The organism is Kamptonema sp. UHCC 0994 (genome assembly GCF_029167235.1).
Classification (GTDB): Bacteria; Cyanobacteriota; Cyanobacteriia; order Cyanobacteriales; family Microcoleaceae; genus Kamptonema.
This window is the reverse complement of sequence record NZ_JARFTR010000171.1, coordinates 1-15,360: the sequence shown is the minus strand read 5'-3', so window position 1 is coordinate 15,360 and position 15,360 is coordinate 1. Positions and strand designations below refer to the sequence as shown.

At 43.5% G+C, this 15,360-nt stretch carries 17 protein-coding genes; 12 read left to right on the top strand and 5 right to left on the bottom strand.

What is annotated here, in order from left to right; translation table 11 throughout:
• Positions 1 to 3: 3 nt before the first annotated feature.
• Together PY364_RS15805 and PY364_RS15800 are read right to left on the bottom strand one after the other, a co-directional pair.
• Entirely contained in the window at positions 4 to 435 is a 432-nt protein-coding gene (locus PY364_RS15805) for a CAAD domain-containing protein (RefSeq protein ID WP_275523927.1), read from the bottom strand.
• A 203-nt stretch (positions 436 to 638) separates the two neighbouring features.
• Positions 639 to 1,646: a 2-hydroxyacid dehydrogenase gene (locus PY364_RS15800; protein ID WP_275523926.1), complete on the bottom strand. Its 1,008-nt coding sequence runs from the start codon at positions 1,644 to 1,646 to the stop codon at positions 639 to 641.
• Positions 1,647 to 1,952: 306 nt separating this feature from the next.
• On the opposite strand from PY364_RS15800, the gene PY364_RS15795 reads away from it, so the two are divergent.
• The 11 genes from PY364_RS15795 (at position 1,953) to PY364_RS15745 (ending at position 12,305) form a co-directional block, all read left to right on the top strand.
• Positions 1,953 to 2,255 (top strand): UPF0175 family protein, encoded by a 303-nt coding sequence (locus PY364_RS15795; protein ID WP_275523925.1) that lies wholly within the window; start codon positions 1,953 to 1,955, stop codon positions 2,253 to 2,255.
• Positions 2,248 to 2,592 carry a type II toxin-antitoxin system RelE/ParE family toxin gene (locus tag PY364_RS15790; RefSeq protein ID WP_275523923.1) on the top strand — a complete coding sequence of 115 codons (345 nt, stop codon included), beginning with the start codon at positions 2,248 to 2,250 and terminating at the stop codon, positions 2,590 to 2,592. The genes PY364_RS15795 and PY364_RS15790 overlap by 8 nt, the downstream gene beginning before the upstream one ends.
• A gap of 365 nt (positions 2,593 to 2,957) precedes the next feature.
• Positions 2,958 to 3,392: a ferritin-like domain-containing protein gene (locus PY364_RS15785; RefSeq protein ID WP_275523922.1), complete on the top strand. Its 435-nt coding sequence runs from the start codon at positions 2,958 to 2,960 to the stop codon at positions 3,390 to 3,392.
• 123 nt (positions 3,393 to 3,515) lie between these two features.
• The gene (locus PY364_RS15780; protein ID WP_275523921.1) at positions 3,516 to 4,466 is read left to right on the top strand and encodes an FTR1 family protein; all 951 of its coding nucleotides are present in this window, start codon (positions 3,516 to 3,518) and stop codon (positions 4,464 to 4,466) included.
• A gap of 42 nt (positions 4,467 to 4,508) precedes the next feature.
• Entirely contained in the window at positions 4,509 to 5,321 is an 813-nt protein-coding gene (locus tag PY364_RS15775) for an MOSC N-terminal beta barrel domain-containing protein (protein ID WP_275523920.1), read from the top strand.
• 38 nt (positions 5,322 to 5,359) lie between these two features.
• Positions 5,360 to 5,572 (top strand): hypothetical protein, encoded by a 213-nt coding sequence (locus PY364_RS15770; protein ID WP_275523919.1) that lies wholly within the window; start codon positions 5,360 to 5,362, stop codon positions 5,570 to 5,572.
• A 49-nt stretch (positions 5,573 to 5,621) separates the two neighbouring features.
• Positions 5,622 to 8,369, top strand: coding sequence for an SUMF1/EgtB/PvdO family nonheme iron enzyme (locus PY364_RS15765; RefSeq protein ID WP_275523918.1), 2,748 nt, complete (start codon positions 5,622 to 5,624; stop codon positions 8,367 to 8,369).
• Between the two features lie 349 nt (positions 8,370 to 8,718).
• Positions 8,719 to 10,221, top strand: coding sequence for a cobyrinate a,c-diamide synthase (locus PY364_RS15760; RefSeq protein ID WP_275523917.1), 1,503 nt, complete (start codon positions 8,719 to 8,721; stop codon positions 10,219 to 10,221).
• Between the two features lie 7 nt (positions 10,222 to 10,228).
• The gene (locus PY364_RS15755) at positions 10,229 to 10,681 is read left to right on the top strand and encodes a hypothetical protein (protein WP_275523916.1); all 453 of its coding nucleotides are present in this window, start codon (positions 10,229 to 10,231) and stop codon (positions 10,679 to 10,681) included.
• 22 nt (positions 10,682 to 10,703) lie between these two features.
• Positions 10,704 to 10,880, top strand: a complete 177-nt coding sequence (locus tag PY364_RS15750) for a DUF4089 domain-containing protein (protein WP_275523915.1) — start codon at positions 10,704 to 10,706, stop codon at positions 10,878 to 10,880.
• 27 nt (positions 10,881 to 10,907) lie between these two features.
• Positions 10,908 to 12,305 carry an AtzE family amidohydrolase gene (locus PY364_RS15745; protein ID WP_275523914.1) on the top strand — a complete coding sequence of 466 codons (1,398 nt, stop codon included), beginning with the start codon at positions 10,908 to 10,910 and terminating at the stop codon, positions 12,303 to 12,305.
• A 233-nt stretch (positions 12,306 to 12,538) separates the two neighbouring features.
• Here the strand turns inward: PY364_RS15745 and rpsU are convergent, their stop codons facing one another.
• From rpsU to PY364_RS15730, 3 genes are all read right to left on the bottom strand, one after another.
• Entirely contained in the window at positions 12,539 to 12,727 is a 189-nt protein-coding gene (rpsU, locus tag PY364_RS15740; RefSeq protein WP_007353851.1) for a 30S ribosomal protein S21, read from the bottom strand.
• A 146-nt stretch (positions 12,728 to 12,873) separates the two neighbouring features.
• Positions 12,874 to 13,179: an RNA-binding protein gene (locus PY364_RS15735; RefSeq protein ID WP_007353850.1), complete on the bottom strand. Its 306-nt coding sequence runs from the start codon at positions 13,177 to 13,179 to the stop codon at positions 12,874 to 12,876.
• Between the two features lie 220 nt (positions 13,180 to 13,399).
• Positions 13,400 to 13,522, bottom strand: a complete 123-nt coding sequence (locus tag PY364_RS15730) for a hypothetical protein (protein WP_275523913.1) — start codon at positions 13,520 to 13,522, stop codon at positions 13,400 to 13,402.
• Positions 13,523 to 13,580: 58 nt separating this feature from the next.
• Here PY364_RS15730 and PY364_RS15725 point away from each other — a divergent pair, with 58 nt between their 5' ends.
• On the top strand, positions 13,581 to 15,311 hold the full coding sequence (locus PY364_RS15725; protein ID WP_275523912.1) for a succinate dehydrogenase/fumarate reductase flavoprotein subunit: 1,731 nt from the start codon (positions 13,581 to 13,583) through the stop codon (positions 15,309 to 15,311).
• Positions 15,312 to 15,360 lie beyond the last annotated feature (49 nt).

Here is a 15,360-nt window from a genome sequence, read left to right as displayed (position 1 = left end):
ATCTTATTTACCGAGAATTTGTTCTTTGAGAGATTCAACTTCCGCAGACAACTCTTGACGGTTAGAAGCGCGAAGCAAATAGCGGTAAACAAACCAACCAGTATATCCCATACCAACCAACTCAAAAGTCGTCGATAGCAGAGGAATATCATTAAGTGAATCTAACACCGCCAGAGTTACTTTAATCGTGATGCCGCCGGCCGCAATCAAACCAATAGTAATAAGCGCTTTTTGGTATTCTTGAAAAAAGTTGGATACATAAGCCGGCAGTTCAGACAAGATAGAGATAACTTGCTTTTTGATCTGCTGCAACTGAGCTGCTGAGTCCTTTCCGGGAGTTAGTGCAGCTATGGCACGCGGTTTTTCGAGTGTCACCTCTACTTGAGCCGTTGCAGTTTTCATTTCAGTTTCACCAGAAGGGTCAACCTGAGTCATTTTATACTTCCTCACTTGCGACGTGGATTGAAAAAATAAGAATTGCCAGCAATCTAATTTTCCGAAAATTAGTCCGATAGCAACAACATTGTCAAACTGTTGTTAATTATCGAACTTGACTACCCCCATCTCAGGACAGGGATGATTCTAAACAGAGGTTTTTAACCAGGTTAAAACCACGATTAAAAAGAGTAATCTGTGACTTATTTTCGGAACCGCTCGACGCTGATTTCATTAGCACAAGGGCGATTTTGTTCAAAGTCCGTGATATTGGCGAGAGTTGTCTCGGCAATATTCCTCAAAGCTTCCTCGGTAAAGAAAGCTTGATGACCGGTGATCAGCACATTGGGGAACGTGAGCAGGCGTTGAAATACATCGTCCTGAATCACGTACTCCGACAAATTTTCAAAGAACAGATCGCTCTCTTGCTCGTAAACATCTAAGCCGAGATAGCCGATTTTACCGGATTTTAGTGCTTTTGTCGCGGCTTCAGCGTCAATCAGAGCGCCGCGACTGGTATTGATGACCATTACCCCATTTTTCATCTGAGCAAGAGCTTCATCGTCAATCAGGTGGTAAGTTTCAGGGGTTAGGGGACAGTGGAGGCTGATAATGTCAGAGCAAGCAAAGAGTTCGGACAAGGAAACGTATTCCATTCCTAGGTCTAAGCATTCACGGCTTTGGAAAACGTCATATCCTAGCAGTTTCATGCCAAATCCGCTGAGAATTTTGGCTGTCAGTGCTCCAATTTTACCAGTACCGACGATTCCGACCGTTCGTCCATGTAGGTCAAAACCCAAAAGGCCATCAAGGGCGAAATTGCCTTCTCGAACCCGGTTGTAGGCGCGGTGAATTTTGCGGTTGAGTGCCAACATCATGCCAACTGCGTGCTCAGCAACGGCGTAGGGAGAATAAGCGGGTACTCGCACGACGGAAAGTCCTAGTTCCTGTGCTGCGGTTAAGTCTACATGATTGAATCCGGCGGAACGGAGGGCGATTAAGCGGGTTCCTTTGCTGGCGATCGCAGCTAAGATTGTCGCATCCAGTAAATCGTTGACAAAGATGCAGATGACGGGAAATCCAGCAGCTAAGACGCTAGTTTCCAGGTTCATGCGCGGTTCTAGAAAGACTAAATCGTGCCCGTGTTTCTCGTTGGCGGCTGTGAGAAACTGGCGATCGTAGGATTTCGTGCTGAATACGGCTACCTTCATGGCGGTTGGCTGTGGATAGAGTCTCCAATCCCCTTAAAAAGGGTTATTTTCCCTTTTTCCCCATTTTTAAGAGCATGACCCTCTGATTTTAGCATTAAATCTACTAAAGAAAAAGCGATCGTGTTTTCTTACGAACACCCAGTCAAGCTTATTTGGTAAAACTTGAGATAGCCAAGCGCATTCGAGCACAGAGGAGAGAAAAATTTGAATGAAACAAACAGGTTATTGCAGAGTTTTTATATATTTGTCAGTTATGTTTTGCGATCGCACTTAAGAGACAATTGAAATTAAAAAGTACCATAAATCATGCAAATTACGATCGACCTTCCCGATAACTTGCCCCTGACTGAAGCCGATGTGCGGAGAGAACTGGCAATCGTACTTTATCAGCAGCACAACCTCCATCTAGATCGAGCCGCTCAACTCGCTGTAATGTCTGTGGACGACTTCTACCAGTTATTAATCTACCGCCATATCGTCACCCCACTCGCAGATCCCGATGACGAGTCCGCCGAACTTGTCTTAGCCAGCCTCCGTACCTCCCTCCAACAAATTAAAGAAGGCAAATTACATCCTATTTCCGAACTGTGGGAGGGCATTGATGACTGACGAGACACCTCAAATCCAGCTTCTCTTTTCCGATGAGTTCAAAACACGACTTCGCACCCTAATTAAACGCTACCGCAGCATCCGCACTGACCTACAACCGCTACTTGATGAGCTCCAGTCTGGCAACTTCATCGGCGACCAAATCGCCGATACTGGCTACACCGTATTCAAAGTCCGCCTCAAAAACAGCGACATCCAAAAGGGCAAAAGTGGTGGCTACCGAGTTATCTATCAACTTAGAGGCGATACATACATCTTACTCGTCGTTATCTACTCCAAGTCCGATCGAGATGACATCCCAGCTAATCAAATTCGAGACATTATCGATCGCTTTTGAAAAAGCAACCAAATTCATAATAATGCTAGGGCGATCGCGCAACCTCTAGTAGTGGGATTAGTGTGTCATGGGTCATACTGACTAAAAGTTTACTGTACAGTTCGGCTAACGGTGCGATCGCTACCGAATCTAGTCACCTCTCTGATTAAGACAATTGAGGAATGCACTCAAAACAATCTCAAATTATTGACAAATCAGTGTTATTGTTAAAACAATCTGTAGAAATATTACGCAAAAAATTATTAATGGCTTAATAATTGATATACTATAATAGAAAACAGGAAAAAAATACCGATTGCTCTTAAATCGAAACTCCTGAACTCCAATTTTTTACTTTCCTTGCCTTCTAATACCCAGTACAAAAAATGAGAGAACTTGACCAAAAGAAAACTATCGATCTGCTAATTTCCATTATGGAGTGTGAGTTGGCGGGTGTTGTCCGCTATACTCACTATGCACTGATGGTGACAGGCCCAAACCGCATTCCCATTGTACAGTTTTTTCAGGGCCAAGCAACTGAATCTTTGCTCCACGCTCAACAGGTAGGAGAAATTCTTACAGGTTTAGAAGGACATCCTAGCCAGAAAATTGCTCCCATTGAAGAAACCTATAAGCACTCGATTAGAGACCTTTTAGAGGAGAGTCTCAACCACGAGAAAAAAGCGCTGAGTATCTATAAAGATTTGCTCGATGTTGTAACAGATGCCAGCGTTTATTTGGAAGAATTTGCCCGTACTCTAATTGGTCAAGAAGAACTGCATCAGGTTGAACTGAAAAAGATGTTGCGAGATTTTAGTTAATTGTTAACGGTTAACGGTTAACGGTTAACTATGTTAGTGGTTAGTTGCTATCAAAAAGATACTGACCGCTAACAACTAATAACCAATCATTAACAATCAATCACTACCAACAACCAACAAAAAATGAATCTTAGTGAAGCTATACCAACATTTGTAATTACTCTACGTGAAGGTGTTGAAGCAGCCTTAGTAGTAGGAATTGTCCTTGCTTGCTTACAGAAATCTCAGAAAAGTAATCTAAATTCTTGGGTGTATAGCGGCGTGGGAGTGGGAATTGCTGCTAGCTGTTTAGTAGGGGTATTATTCAGTTTCTTATTGCAATCAGTATCTAACTCTCATCAACTTTATACTCCTGTGATGAAACAACTACTAGAAGCTAGTTTTGGTGTGATTGCAATTTCAATGCTGAGTTGGATGCTAATTTGGATGACTCAACAAGCACGATTTCTCAAGGCTGAAGTTGAAGGCGCAGTGACAACAACTTTAACACAAAATAGTAATGCCGGTTGGGGGGTATTTACATTAATTTTTATTGCCGTCCTCCGCGAAGGTTTTGAAACTGTTTTGTTTCTAACTGCCAAATTTCAACAAGGCTTAGTTCCAGCTTTTGGCGCTTTAGCAGGTTTAGCAATGGCTGTGGTAATAGGTGTGCTTTTGTTCAAATTAGGAGTGAAAATTAATCTCCGCCAGTTTTTCCAAGTTATGGGGATGTTCTTACTCTTAATTGTCGCAGGTTTGGTAGTATCAATGGTAGGACATTTAGACAAGGCTGTTAATGCTTATGCCGAGATTGAGCAAACTTCAAAAGCTCTATGTTTCTATTCAGATCGAATGGCTGAAGTTCACTCCTGTATTTTAGGGCCGATGGTTTGGAATGCAACCAATATCTTGCCTGATGCTAAATTTCCTGGTATCCTATTGAAGACTCTGTTTGGATATAGAGATAAACTTTATCTTGTACAAGCAGTGAGTTATGTCTTGTTTTTGATCGCTGTCGGCGGCATTTATTTGCAAAACTTAGCTGGTGGTGTATCATCAGGTAATAAGGCTCAGTTACCTAAAGCCCAAAGTTAGCTCATTTGTAAGAAAAATCTCATTCTAGCTGCAATTAGACAAATGGCATCTATAACCGTAAAACAATTATTTTCTCATCCTATTAAGGGGTTAACACCCTATGAGTGCGATCGCGCATTCCTGACAGAAGGACATGGGATTAAGGGAGATCGCGCTTTTGCCTTGATGTTTACAGATAGTATTGAGACAGGTGAAAGGCCTGTATTAGAAAATATACCTTGGATGAGTAAAAAACATTTTGCTGTCCAAAATGACTGGCCTCTTTTAGCAGCCTTAGAATGTCGCTATCAGTCAGAAACAGGAATTTTGACAGTGAAACTGGAAGGCGTTACAGTATTAGAATCAGAAACAAAAACTGCTACGGGGCGCGATCGGATTGGCAGCTTCTTCACTGAATATATTAGCATAATTGAACCGACGAAAGAAGCGCGTCATCCAACACAAACACCTTTACTTTTAGTAGGCGATAGCAGCGGTGAAACCCGTTATCCCGACAGAGAACCAGTACATATTTCCATATTAAGTCAAGCAACTTTAGATAATTTAAGTGACATTGCTGGCACTTTCGTTGATGTTCGTCGCTTTCGCCCTAATATTGTTATAGATGGGGTTTCAGCTTGGGAGGAATTTAACTGGATGGGTAAGGAATTTCAATTAGGAAATGCGCGAATTTTAGTGAGTGCAAAAATTGGTCGCTGTGCTAATATTGAGGTTAATCCCGATACGGGAAATCGCGATTTACCACTTTTTTCTTTGCTGCAACAGCATTTTGGTCACGCACAAACTGGAATTTTAGCAAAAATTATTAGCAGTGGTAATGTTGCTATTGGTGATATGTTAGCTGTTAACTGTTAGACGATGGGTATCTCGCTGATTACAACGTGGGATGTAAAGTGAGTTTCGATAGTCAGTTTCACTTTATATATGTTGATGGTTCTCATGTCTTCGATTACAATGGGCATACTTATTATAATCGGGATGGTTCTATCGCTGGTACTTGGGCTTGTGCGAGCAATCACCATGCTTATACAGCAGGGGGAAAAGATTTAGGATATGCGCCGACTGAGGAAGATGCGGTTATGCTAGTTTACAAGCACCGTAATTAATTAATCCAGATAATCGCATAAACTTTTAGAGCAAACCAGGAGTTTATTTATGGACATTCTCGGAAGTATAGTTGGTGGTATTGCCAAAATAGCCAGTACAGTCGCCCCCGCATTAATGGGAGTGAATCAAAGCCTTGCCATCAGCAACCAAATGGCATTTATAGCAAACTTTCAAAAAGGAGAAAGTGACGCTAAAGAATTAACAATTAAACGCATGGAATTTGATGCTAAAATGGAAATGATGCGTCAAACAGTGAGAGCTAAGGAACGTCAAGAAGATAAAGAATTTAGTTTAGCTCTAAAAGACATAGAAGCAGAAACTCTCATCAGACAAGAAAAAATGCGTCAAGCATTTCAATCCCTAGAAGCAGAAAAACAAAGGGAATTTATCCAAGCGATCGAAAAATTCAAAAGAGAAGTACAAATTGCTCTCCAAGCTGATAATATCGCCTTTCAACGTTGGAAAACGGAAAGCGATCGCCAATTTGCCCTAGAAATTCGCTTTCTTGATGCTCAAATTATGCGTCAACGAGATAAACAAAACCGTGATGATGCTAAACGCGATCGCAATAGCCCCGTTTTTGCCGTAGCTGATGACATCATTCAAACCGTTCACAATCGCCCAGAAATGCCTCTTACCGTCTTCTTTTCACCCCCAGTATTGCGTTACGATCCCCTACCCAATGCCACTGCCCAAAGTCAATTTCCCATGATGGAATCCACCATTTCTGGAGCATTACGAGAACTGTTCAAACGATATACCTTGAATCAACGTCCCGTCAAATTTATGGCTGGCGAATGGGTGACAAAAAATCGTCGTGCTGAGTCTGCGGTTAATCAAATCTTTAGCGAATTGTCTTCTATTCCTGTCATAGTTTTGGAAACGGAAGTCGAAGAATCTTTTTTCAATATGAATATCGGTTTCTGGAATAATGATTTTGATGATGCCCGTTTTGAAACCGTTGTCCGTAAACTGCGTTGGCAAGATGCTATAGGGGAAATTTCCCAAACATTATTCCCACAATGGCAAGAGCAAGGGCGACAAGTACAAACCGACTTTGACAAAGCCGAATTTAGTCGCCGCAATCGGGAAGCCTTCACTCACTATATGGAAATCCTCCACTGTATTCATGTGGGGATGGTGACAGATGAATATTTCTTGATCTATGCTCCCCAACGTCAATTACCTCTTTTACCTTCATTATTACCTGATTTATTTGATGAAGCTAATCTTTCCGATCGAGAGCGTGTCTCTTTAACCACAGCCGTAATTGATTACTGTAATGCTCTATTTGATGGTTTGGAGCAAGTTGAACCCGCCGCGATGCTGGAATTGCGCCTAGCTTGGGCTAAAATTTTGCAGTCTGTACCCTCACGCTATGGTTTTAGTAACCAGGTACAAGCTGTTATGCAAACTTGGTTAAAACAACGAGGTATTAACTCTAGTACCGATACCATTACTGACATTGGTAAAATGCTCCTGCCTGAAGATGCTACCTTTGTCGAATCTCTCAATGCTTGTTTACAAGTTTTAGGAGAATCCCATTTTCTAAATATTTCTTTGTCATGTTTTCAGCGCGGCATGGAACATTTACAGGCGCAACATTATGACTTAGCACGTCTTGATTTTGACCGCACTATTTCCATCAATCCCCACGCAGATGCTTACTATCAACGTGCCGTAGCCTGTTATGGATTACAAGACTATGCTAGTGCCGTTGCCGATTTGGATAAAGCTACAGCCCTCCAACCCCATCGTGCTGAATATTACGATTTACGGGGTGATGCTTACCTGAAATTAAACAACTACGAAATCGCCCTGGCTAACTATAATCAAGCGGTGACATTAGGGCACCTCAGTAATAAACGAGATGCTTTGCAACGGCAATGGAATGATATTCGCCGTAAAGAAGAGGAAGAGCGTAAACTTCGCGAGGCGGAAACTGCTCGTAAACTTGCCGAAGAAGAAGAGCGTAAACTTCGCGAGGCGGAAGAAGAAGAGCGTAAACTTCGCGAGGCGGAAGCTACTCGTAAACTTGCCGAAGAAGAAGAGCGTAAACTTCACGAGGCGGAAACTACTCGTAAACTTGCGGAGGAAGAAGAACGTCGTCGTGCCTTGATTTTACCTTTACCAAACAATCAAACTATAGAATTGGTTTGGATTCCCGCTGGGGTATTGAACATGGAGGGAGGACACGCGGTAAATATCTCTGAGTTTCGGATGGGTAAATATCCCATTACCCAAGACCAATATCAGGCTGTCATGGATACAAATCCTTCTAAGTTCTCAGGTAGTGCCAAGGAAAATCACCCTGTGGAGAATGTTAATTGGCATCAGGCTATGGAATTTTGTCAAAAACTCACCGAACACCTGAAAAAACAAGGTTTTACCCTCAAAATTGACCTGCCTAGTGAAACTCAATGGGAATTCGCTTGTCGTGCAGGTACAACGACACAATACTGGTTTGGTGACAGCGACAGCCAGTTAAAAAAACACACTTGGTATAAGGATAATTCTGGCAGTCAAACCCATTCCGTTAAGGAAAAAGAGGATACCCATACGAACCCTTGGGGTTTGGTGGATATGCACGGTAACGTTTGGGAATGGTGCCGTGATAACTGGACAAGCATTGTCTCGGAGCTACCTAAAGATGGTAGTCCCTATTTTAATGGTTCTCAAGACCGCAAGGCACTGCGTGGGGCCGCTTGGTTTAACCATAGTTGTGCTTCTGACCGTCGCGGCCACAATTTCGCGCACTACGCCGGCAACGACGGTTTTCGTGTAGTATGCGTGTAGCAGCACTCCTGAAGATCGGAACTGATGAAAGGGGTTTTATTGGGGGTATAAAAAGGAGTTTAGACTTATTCCAGTGATGGCAACATCCGAAAATAAAACCAGATAAAGCAGCTTAGTAAGTAATACTGAAAGGTCGCTTTATTTTCAAATTTTAATTGTTTTTACCATAAATTATATCATGTCCGGTTGATTGACCATAATACCTGACCGGGGCGGTTTTCTATATCTATTGTTTGTGTTGAATATCAAGGCGAACCCGCCCCTACAGAAATTGCTGTTAATTGAGCGGACATGATATTATACTAATTCTGAGAAGCACAGCTAGATTATATCAAAAAAATAGAAATAAATGGCTTTAGTAATTGCGGGAGAACGCAGTGGTACAGGGAAGACAACGATCGCGATCGCCATTTTAGCATTTTTAATGCGTCGCAGTTTAAAAGTTCAATCTTTTAAGGTTGGGCCTGATTATATTGATCCCATGTTTCATACCTCGATTACAGGCCGTCCTTGTCGCAATTTAGACCCGGTACTTACTTCTGAATCTTACGTACAGCAATGCTTTAACCGTCAAGTTCAAGATGCAGAATTTGCCTTGGTTGAAGGAGTGATGGGATTATTTGATGGGGTTCCTCGAAGGAAGAAGGAAGAAGGAAGAAGGAAGAAGGAAGAAGAACAAGACGATCTGATTTCTTTTGGTTCAACAGCTCACGTTGCACGACTGCTAGATTTGCCAGTATTATTAGTTATAGATTGTAGCAGTTTATCAAGTTCTGTTGCTGCGATCGCGCACGGATATCGCACTTTTGACCCTAAGCTTAAGTTCGCTGGCGTTGTATTAAATCGAGTTGGTAGCGATCGCCATTTAGAATTACTTAAAGATGCTCTAGAACCACTCAATTTACCTGTTTTAGGCGTTTTGCGTCGTCAAGACAATATTACTATCCCAGCTCGGCATTTGGGTTTAATTCCTACCGAGGAATTGAGTAATTTTAATTCTTTAATTGACAAATTAGCTGATTTGGCGGCTATTTGTTTTGACTGGGAGCAACTTTTGCCTTTGTTACTCGCTAACAAAGATGCAGAGAAATATCATAATTTTGGGCGGGGTGAGGGGTCTGAGCAACTTTTATATGAACACAGTCTCCCTAACGCTAATGTAACTTATTCACCAGATTTTGTCAAGGGGGAAAAGCAAAATTTTTCGGTACGAATTGCAGTTGCTCGCGATCGCGCTTTTAGCTTCTACTATCAAGATAACTTAGACTTATTACAAGAACTAGGTGCTGAATTAGTATTCTGGAGTCCTCTTGCTGAAGAACAACTTCCTGATGACATTCAAGGGTTATATTTTGGGGGCGGATTTCCCGAAGTTTTCGCCCAAGAATTGAGTGATAATCTTCAACTTCGCCATGCTATTAAAGCTACTATCGTTGCTGGAATGCCAACTTATGCCGAGTGTGGTGGTTTAATGTACTTGTCCAATTATATTGTAGACTTTGATGGCAATTCTTGGCAAATGGTAGGGATTTTGCCGACATCAGCAGTAATGGGAAAAAGATTAACATTGGGGTATCATCAAGCGATTGCTTTACAAGCAAGTCCCTTGTTATCTGCGAACATGAAAGTTTGCGGTCACGAGTTCCATCGATCGTCTTTAACCATAGAACCTCATATACCTCTTTATCAAATGTGGCGTTACGGTAAGTTTGGAGAAAGTGCAGCGGTTGCTGAAGGATGGCAAATCTATAACGTCCACGCTTCTTATCTCCACCTACATTGGGGAGAAAGCAGACATATTCCAGAGCGTTTTTTACATCATTGTGCTAATTTCAATAAAATTTGTAGGTAGTAAGGTTATGAAAGTTCGGTGTATAGCGAATACAGGTGAATTTCTTCCTGACAATTATCTCGATCCGGCAAGAGGTTATACAAGAAAGATTGAGTTACCTTTGACTGTTGGTGAGCAATATATTGTTTATGCTATGCGAGAATGGCAGGGGAAAGTTTGGTACTATATTTGCGATAATAACTACAGCTATTATCCTATTCAAACTCCTGCACCATTGTTTGAAGTTGTTGATAACCGAGTTTCTAAGTATTGGCGTTTGATGTTTGACGCGAATGGTGTATTAAGAATAGCTTTCGATCAATGGTTTACCGATGCTAATTTTTACGATAAACTAACGGATCAGGAGGAGGCAGAAGTTTTGATTTTTGAGAAGGTTAAAGAGTTGATGGATGCTGAGGCTTTATCTTTGCCTTCCTTGGATGTTGCAGATGAGCAGGTGCGGGAAACTGTTAATGTATAAATAAGATGAGGATAACTAAACCATGAATAATATAGAAGAATACGTCGATCGCACAGCCGAACTAATCCAATTGCCGTTAAACCCCGAACACCGTCCCGGTGTAATCGCTAATTTTGAAAGAATAACCGCGATCGCACAAATTGTTACAGAATTTAGCCTACCAGAAGAAATAGAATCTGCACCAGTGTTTGAGCCTTAATTTTTTTAACCGCAGATGAGCCCAGATATGTCAAACCTAGATGATGCCGTCGCTACAGCAGAAGCCGTCAAAACTGGTAAAATCACAGCTAAAGCAGTCGTAACAGCCGCTTTAGAACGCATTACCGCCAAGGATAAAACCCTCAACTGTTTTACTGCTGTCACCGCTGATACAGCCTTAGCTGATGCTGATAAAATTGATAAAGCGATCGCACTCAATCAAAACCCTGGCCCCTTAGCAGGCGTACCCTTCGCTGTCAAAAACCTCTTCGACATCGCCGGAGTCACCACCCTCGCCGGTGCTAAAATTAACCAGGAAAACCCCCCAGCCACCAGCGACGCAACCTTAGTTACCAGACTTAAACAAGCTGGTGCTATACTGGTAGGCGCTCAGAACATGGACGAGTACGCCTACGGCTTCGTCACCGAAAACAGCCATTATGGCCCCACACGCAACCCCCACGATACCACCCGCATTGCTGGCGGTTCTAGTGGTGGTTCCGCTGCTGCTGTCGCTGGCGGTTTAGTACCCCTCAGCTTGGGTTCCGATACTAACGGTTCCATCCGCGTACCCTCTGCTCTCTGTGGTATCTTTGGGTTAAAGCCTACTTATGGTCGTTTGTCAAGGGCCGGTGCGTACCCATTTGTGGGAAGCTTAGATCATGTCGGGCCTTTTGCGCGATCGGTTAGAGATATTGCTGCGGTTTATGATATATTACAAGGTGGCGATCCGGCAGATCCCGTTTGTACCAACCGCCCCCCAGAATTGTGCTTGCCCCAATTAAGCCGGGGAATTGAAGGGTTACGCATTGCTGTTGCTGATGGCTATTTCGCCCAAGGCGCGGAACCAGAGGCGTTAGCAGCCGTTGCAACTGTTGCCCGTGCTTTAAATTGTACGGCTACTGTGAGTATACCAGAGGCTCACCGAGCTAGGGCGGCGGCTTTTGTAATTACGGCCTCGGAAGGGGCAAATTTGCATTTAGCCAATTTGCGATCGCGCCCCCAAGACTTCGATACCGCCACTCGCGATCGCTTCCTCGCAGGCGCACTCATTCCCGCAACTTGGTACATTCAAGCACAGCGTTTCCGGCAGTGGTATCGCGATCGCGTTCGTGAAATCTTCCAGAATGTTGACATTATTCTCGCGCCAACAACCCCCATTGTCGCCCCACCCATCGGCCTGGAAAAGATGACAATAGCTGGAGAAGAAGTAGTAATTCGCCCCAATTTGGGTATATTTACTCAACCCCTATCATTTATTGGTTTACCGATCGCCTCCGTACCCATCCAGCGGCCTAATGCTTTGCCATTAGGAGTTCAAATTATTGCTGCGCCTTATAACGAATCTCTCATCCTCCGAGTCGCTGCGATGCTAGAATCTCAAGGAATAGCCACCAGCCAAATTAACAGCAAAATTAACAATTAAATAAGCTTCTAAAATTAACACTTATAGCAACTGCCAAGGCGCTTAGGGCGTTCTGATTTCCTGAAACCATTGAATTCTCTTCCCTTCTTCCCTTCTTCCCTAGCCCCTAGCCCCTAGCCTCTAGCCCCTAGCCCCTTCTTCCCTAGCTATACCTCGTTCCCAGGTTCTACCTGGGAACGCAAATCTATGGCTTTAGGCATCTGTGCTATTTTGCCATCCAGCGAGTTCTACAATTAGTTGGAACGCTGAAAACGTCTCTTAGGCCGTCTGGCGATCGCTTTACGCTTGCGCTTTTCCAGGGGAGTCTCAAAGTGACGGTGCTTTCTCATGTCTGGAAAAATACCTGCTTTAGAAACTTGCCGCTTAAATCGACGCAGGGCTGACTCAATCCCTTCATTTTCGCCTATTACAACTTGTGTCATTCTATATCCTCAATACACTGACTCAATTATTAATTTACGCTAAATTGGCTTCATTAAACAGTTGCGATAGTTGCGATCGCGAGTAAAAGAGAGCAGACTCCACATCTACCCTCTTTCACTCAAACTGAAAATTTCAGTCCCAAATCTTAGAAGCGGCGAGAAGAGCGATTGTTATTACCCCATCCACCACCGCCAGAGGAACGGCGGTCTTCGCGGGGCTTAGCCTTGTTCACCTTCAAGTCGCGACCCATCCACTCAGCGCCATCAAGAGCTGCGATCGCAGCCGCTTCTTCCGCTTCGCTGGCCATTTCCACGAATCCGAAACCGCGCATCCGTCCAGTTTCCCGGTCTACGGGCAACTGTACGCGACTGACGGTGCCGTACTCGGCAAATACCTCGGTCAGGTCTTCTGACGTGACTTGGTAGGAAAGATTACCTACGTAAATAGACATTGATGAACTTCTCCAGAATCAGAGGTTGTAGAGATTTAGATTCGGAGAGACGCCTGTACATAAATACAAACACACTACGCAACCGAACTCAATCCTTAGACTAAGACTATAACACAATAAAATTGAAATGAAACACCTCTGAATTATAAAATTCCATTAATTAATATTAAGTTGTCTTCTAAAAAGTAAATTTCTCTTCCCGATTTTTAATTTTTAATTTTTAATTTTTAATTTCCCTCCCCAAAGCGCTAACATCCCAAATTAGATAGCCGTGACGGTATTTAACATCTCGATACCCCAGAATTTCTCGCACCCAACCCATCATTTCCCAAGATTTCGTCATACTATTTAGAAAGGCGGTAAAAAAATTATATAAATCGCTAAAAGTATCGGTATCTGGTATGACCTTAGAACACGACATAATTATAGTAGGTGGCGGGTTAGCCGGTTGCCGCGCCGCAGTAGAAATTGCTCGCACCGACCCCAGCTTAAAAGTCGCTGTCGTTGCCAAAACTCACCCGATCCGATCGCACTCAGTCGCCGCCCAGGGGGGAATGGCCGCCACACTCAATAATGTAGATGCCGAAGACACTTGGAAAGCCCACGCCTTCGACACAGTAAAGGGTTCCGACTATTTAGCAGATCAAGACGCAGTCGAAATTCTGACCCGCGAGGCCCCAAATGTAGTCATAGATTTGGAACACATGGGGGTATTATTTTCCCGCCTCCCAGATGGGAGAATTGCCCAACGCGCTTTTGGCGGACATTCTCACATCCGTACTTGCTACGCCGCTGACAAAACCGGTCACGCCATCCTCCACGAATTAGTCAACAATTTGCGCCGCTACGGAGTTCACATCTACGAAGAGTGGTATGTAATGCGCTTGATTTTAGAAGAAGGTCAGGCGAAGGGATTAGTAATGTACCATCTTGTCGATGGTCAAATTGAAGTTGTCCGCGCTAAGGCGGTGATGTTTGCTACGGGAGGTTATGGTCGGGCTTACAATACGACATCCAATGATTATGCTTCAACGGGGGACGGTTTGGCAATGTCTGCCTTGGCGGGAATACCCTTGCAGGATATGGAATTTGTGCAGTTTCACCCGACTGGTTTGTATCCAGTGGGAGTGTTAATTTCCGAAGCTGTGCGGGGTGAGGGCGCTTATTTGATTAATTCAGAAGGCGATCGCTTTATGGCGAATTATGCCCCTAGCAGAATGGAGTTAGCACCAAGAGATATTACATCAAGGGCAATTTCACTAGAAATTCGTGCCGGACGTGGTATCAATACCGATGGTAGTGCAGGCGGCCCTTTTATTTACATGGATTTGCGACACCTAGGCCGGGAAAAAATCATGAGCAAAATTCCTTTTGCCTGGGAAGAAGCGCACCGTTTACTAGGAATTGATGCCGTAAATCAACCCATGCCTGTGCGTCCAACAGTTCACTATTCAATGGGCGGAATTCCGACTAATACTGGCGGCCAAGTTCGCAGCAGTGCGGATGGTTTGGTAGACGGTTTTTTTGCGGCGGGTGAAACTGCTTGCGTCTCAGTTCACGGTGCGAATCGTTTAGGCAGTAATTCGCTATTGGAATGCGTAGTTTATGGAAAAATTACTGGTGCAACTATAGCACAATCCGTGCAAAATCGCAAGTTACCAGTTGTGAATGAACAACATTATGTGCAGGAGGCTCAAGAGCAAATTCAATCGCTAATCGATCAACCCGGAAAAATCAGAATTGACCAATTAAGGCAGCAGTTTCAAGATACTATGACTGCACATTGTGGCGTGTTTCGTACTCAGGAAGTGATGCAGGATGGTTTGAGTAAATTAGCCCAGTTGCAGCAGCAATATCAAAATATTTACTTAGATGATAAGGGTAAGCTTTGGAATACGGAAATAGTAGAAGCTTTGGAGTTGCGGAGTTTAATGATTGTCGGGCAGTTGATTTTAACTTCGGCCTTGAATCGTCAAGAAAGTCGCGGTGCTCACTCGCGGGAGGATTTTCCGCAGCGGGATGATGGCAGTTTCTTGAAGCATACAATGGCTTATTATTCGCCTGCGGGGATTGATTTGTCATATCGACCTGTGGCGATTACGATGTTTGAACCACAGGAGAGAAAGTATTAATTATAACTTACGCACGACTCACGTAACGCCGCCCTCTGGGCGGTTAAGA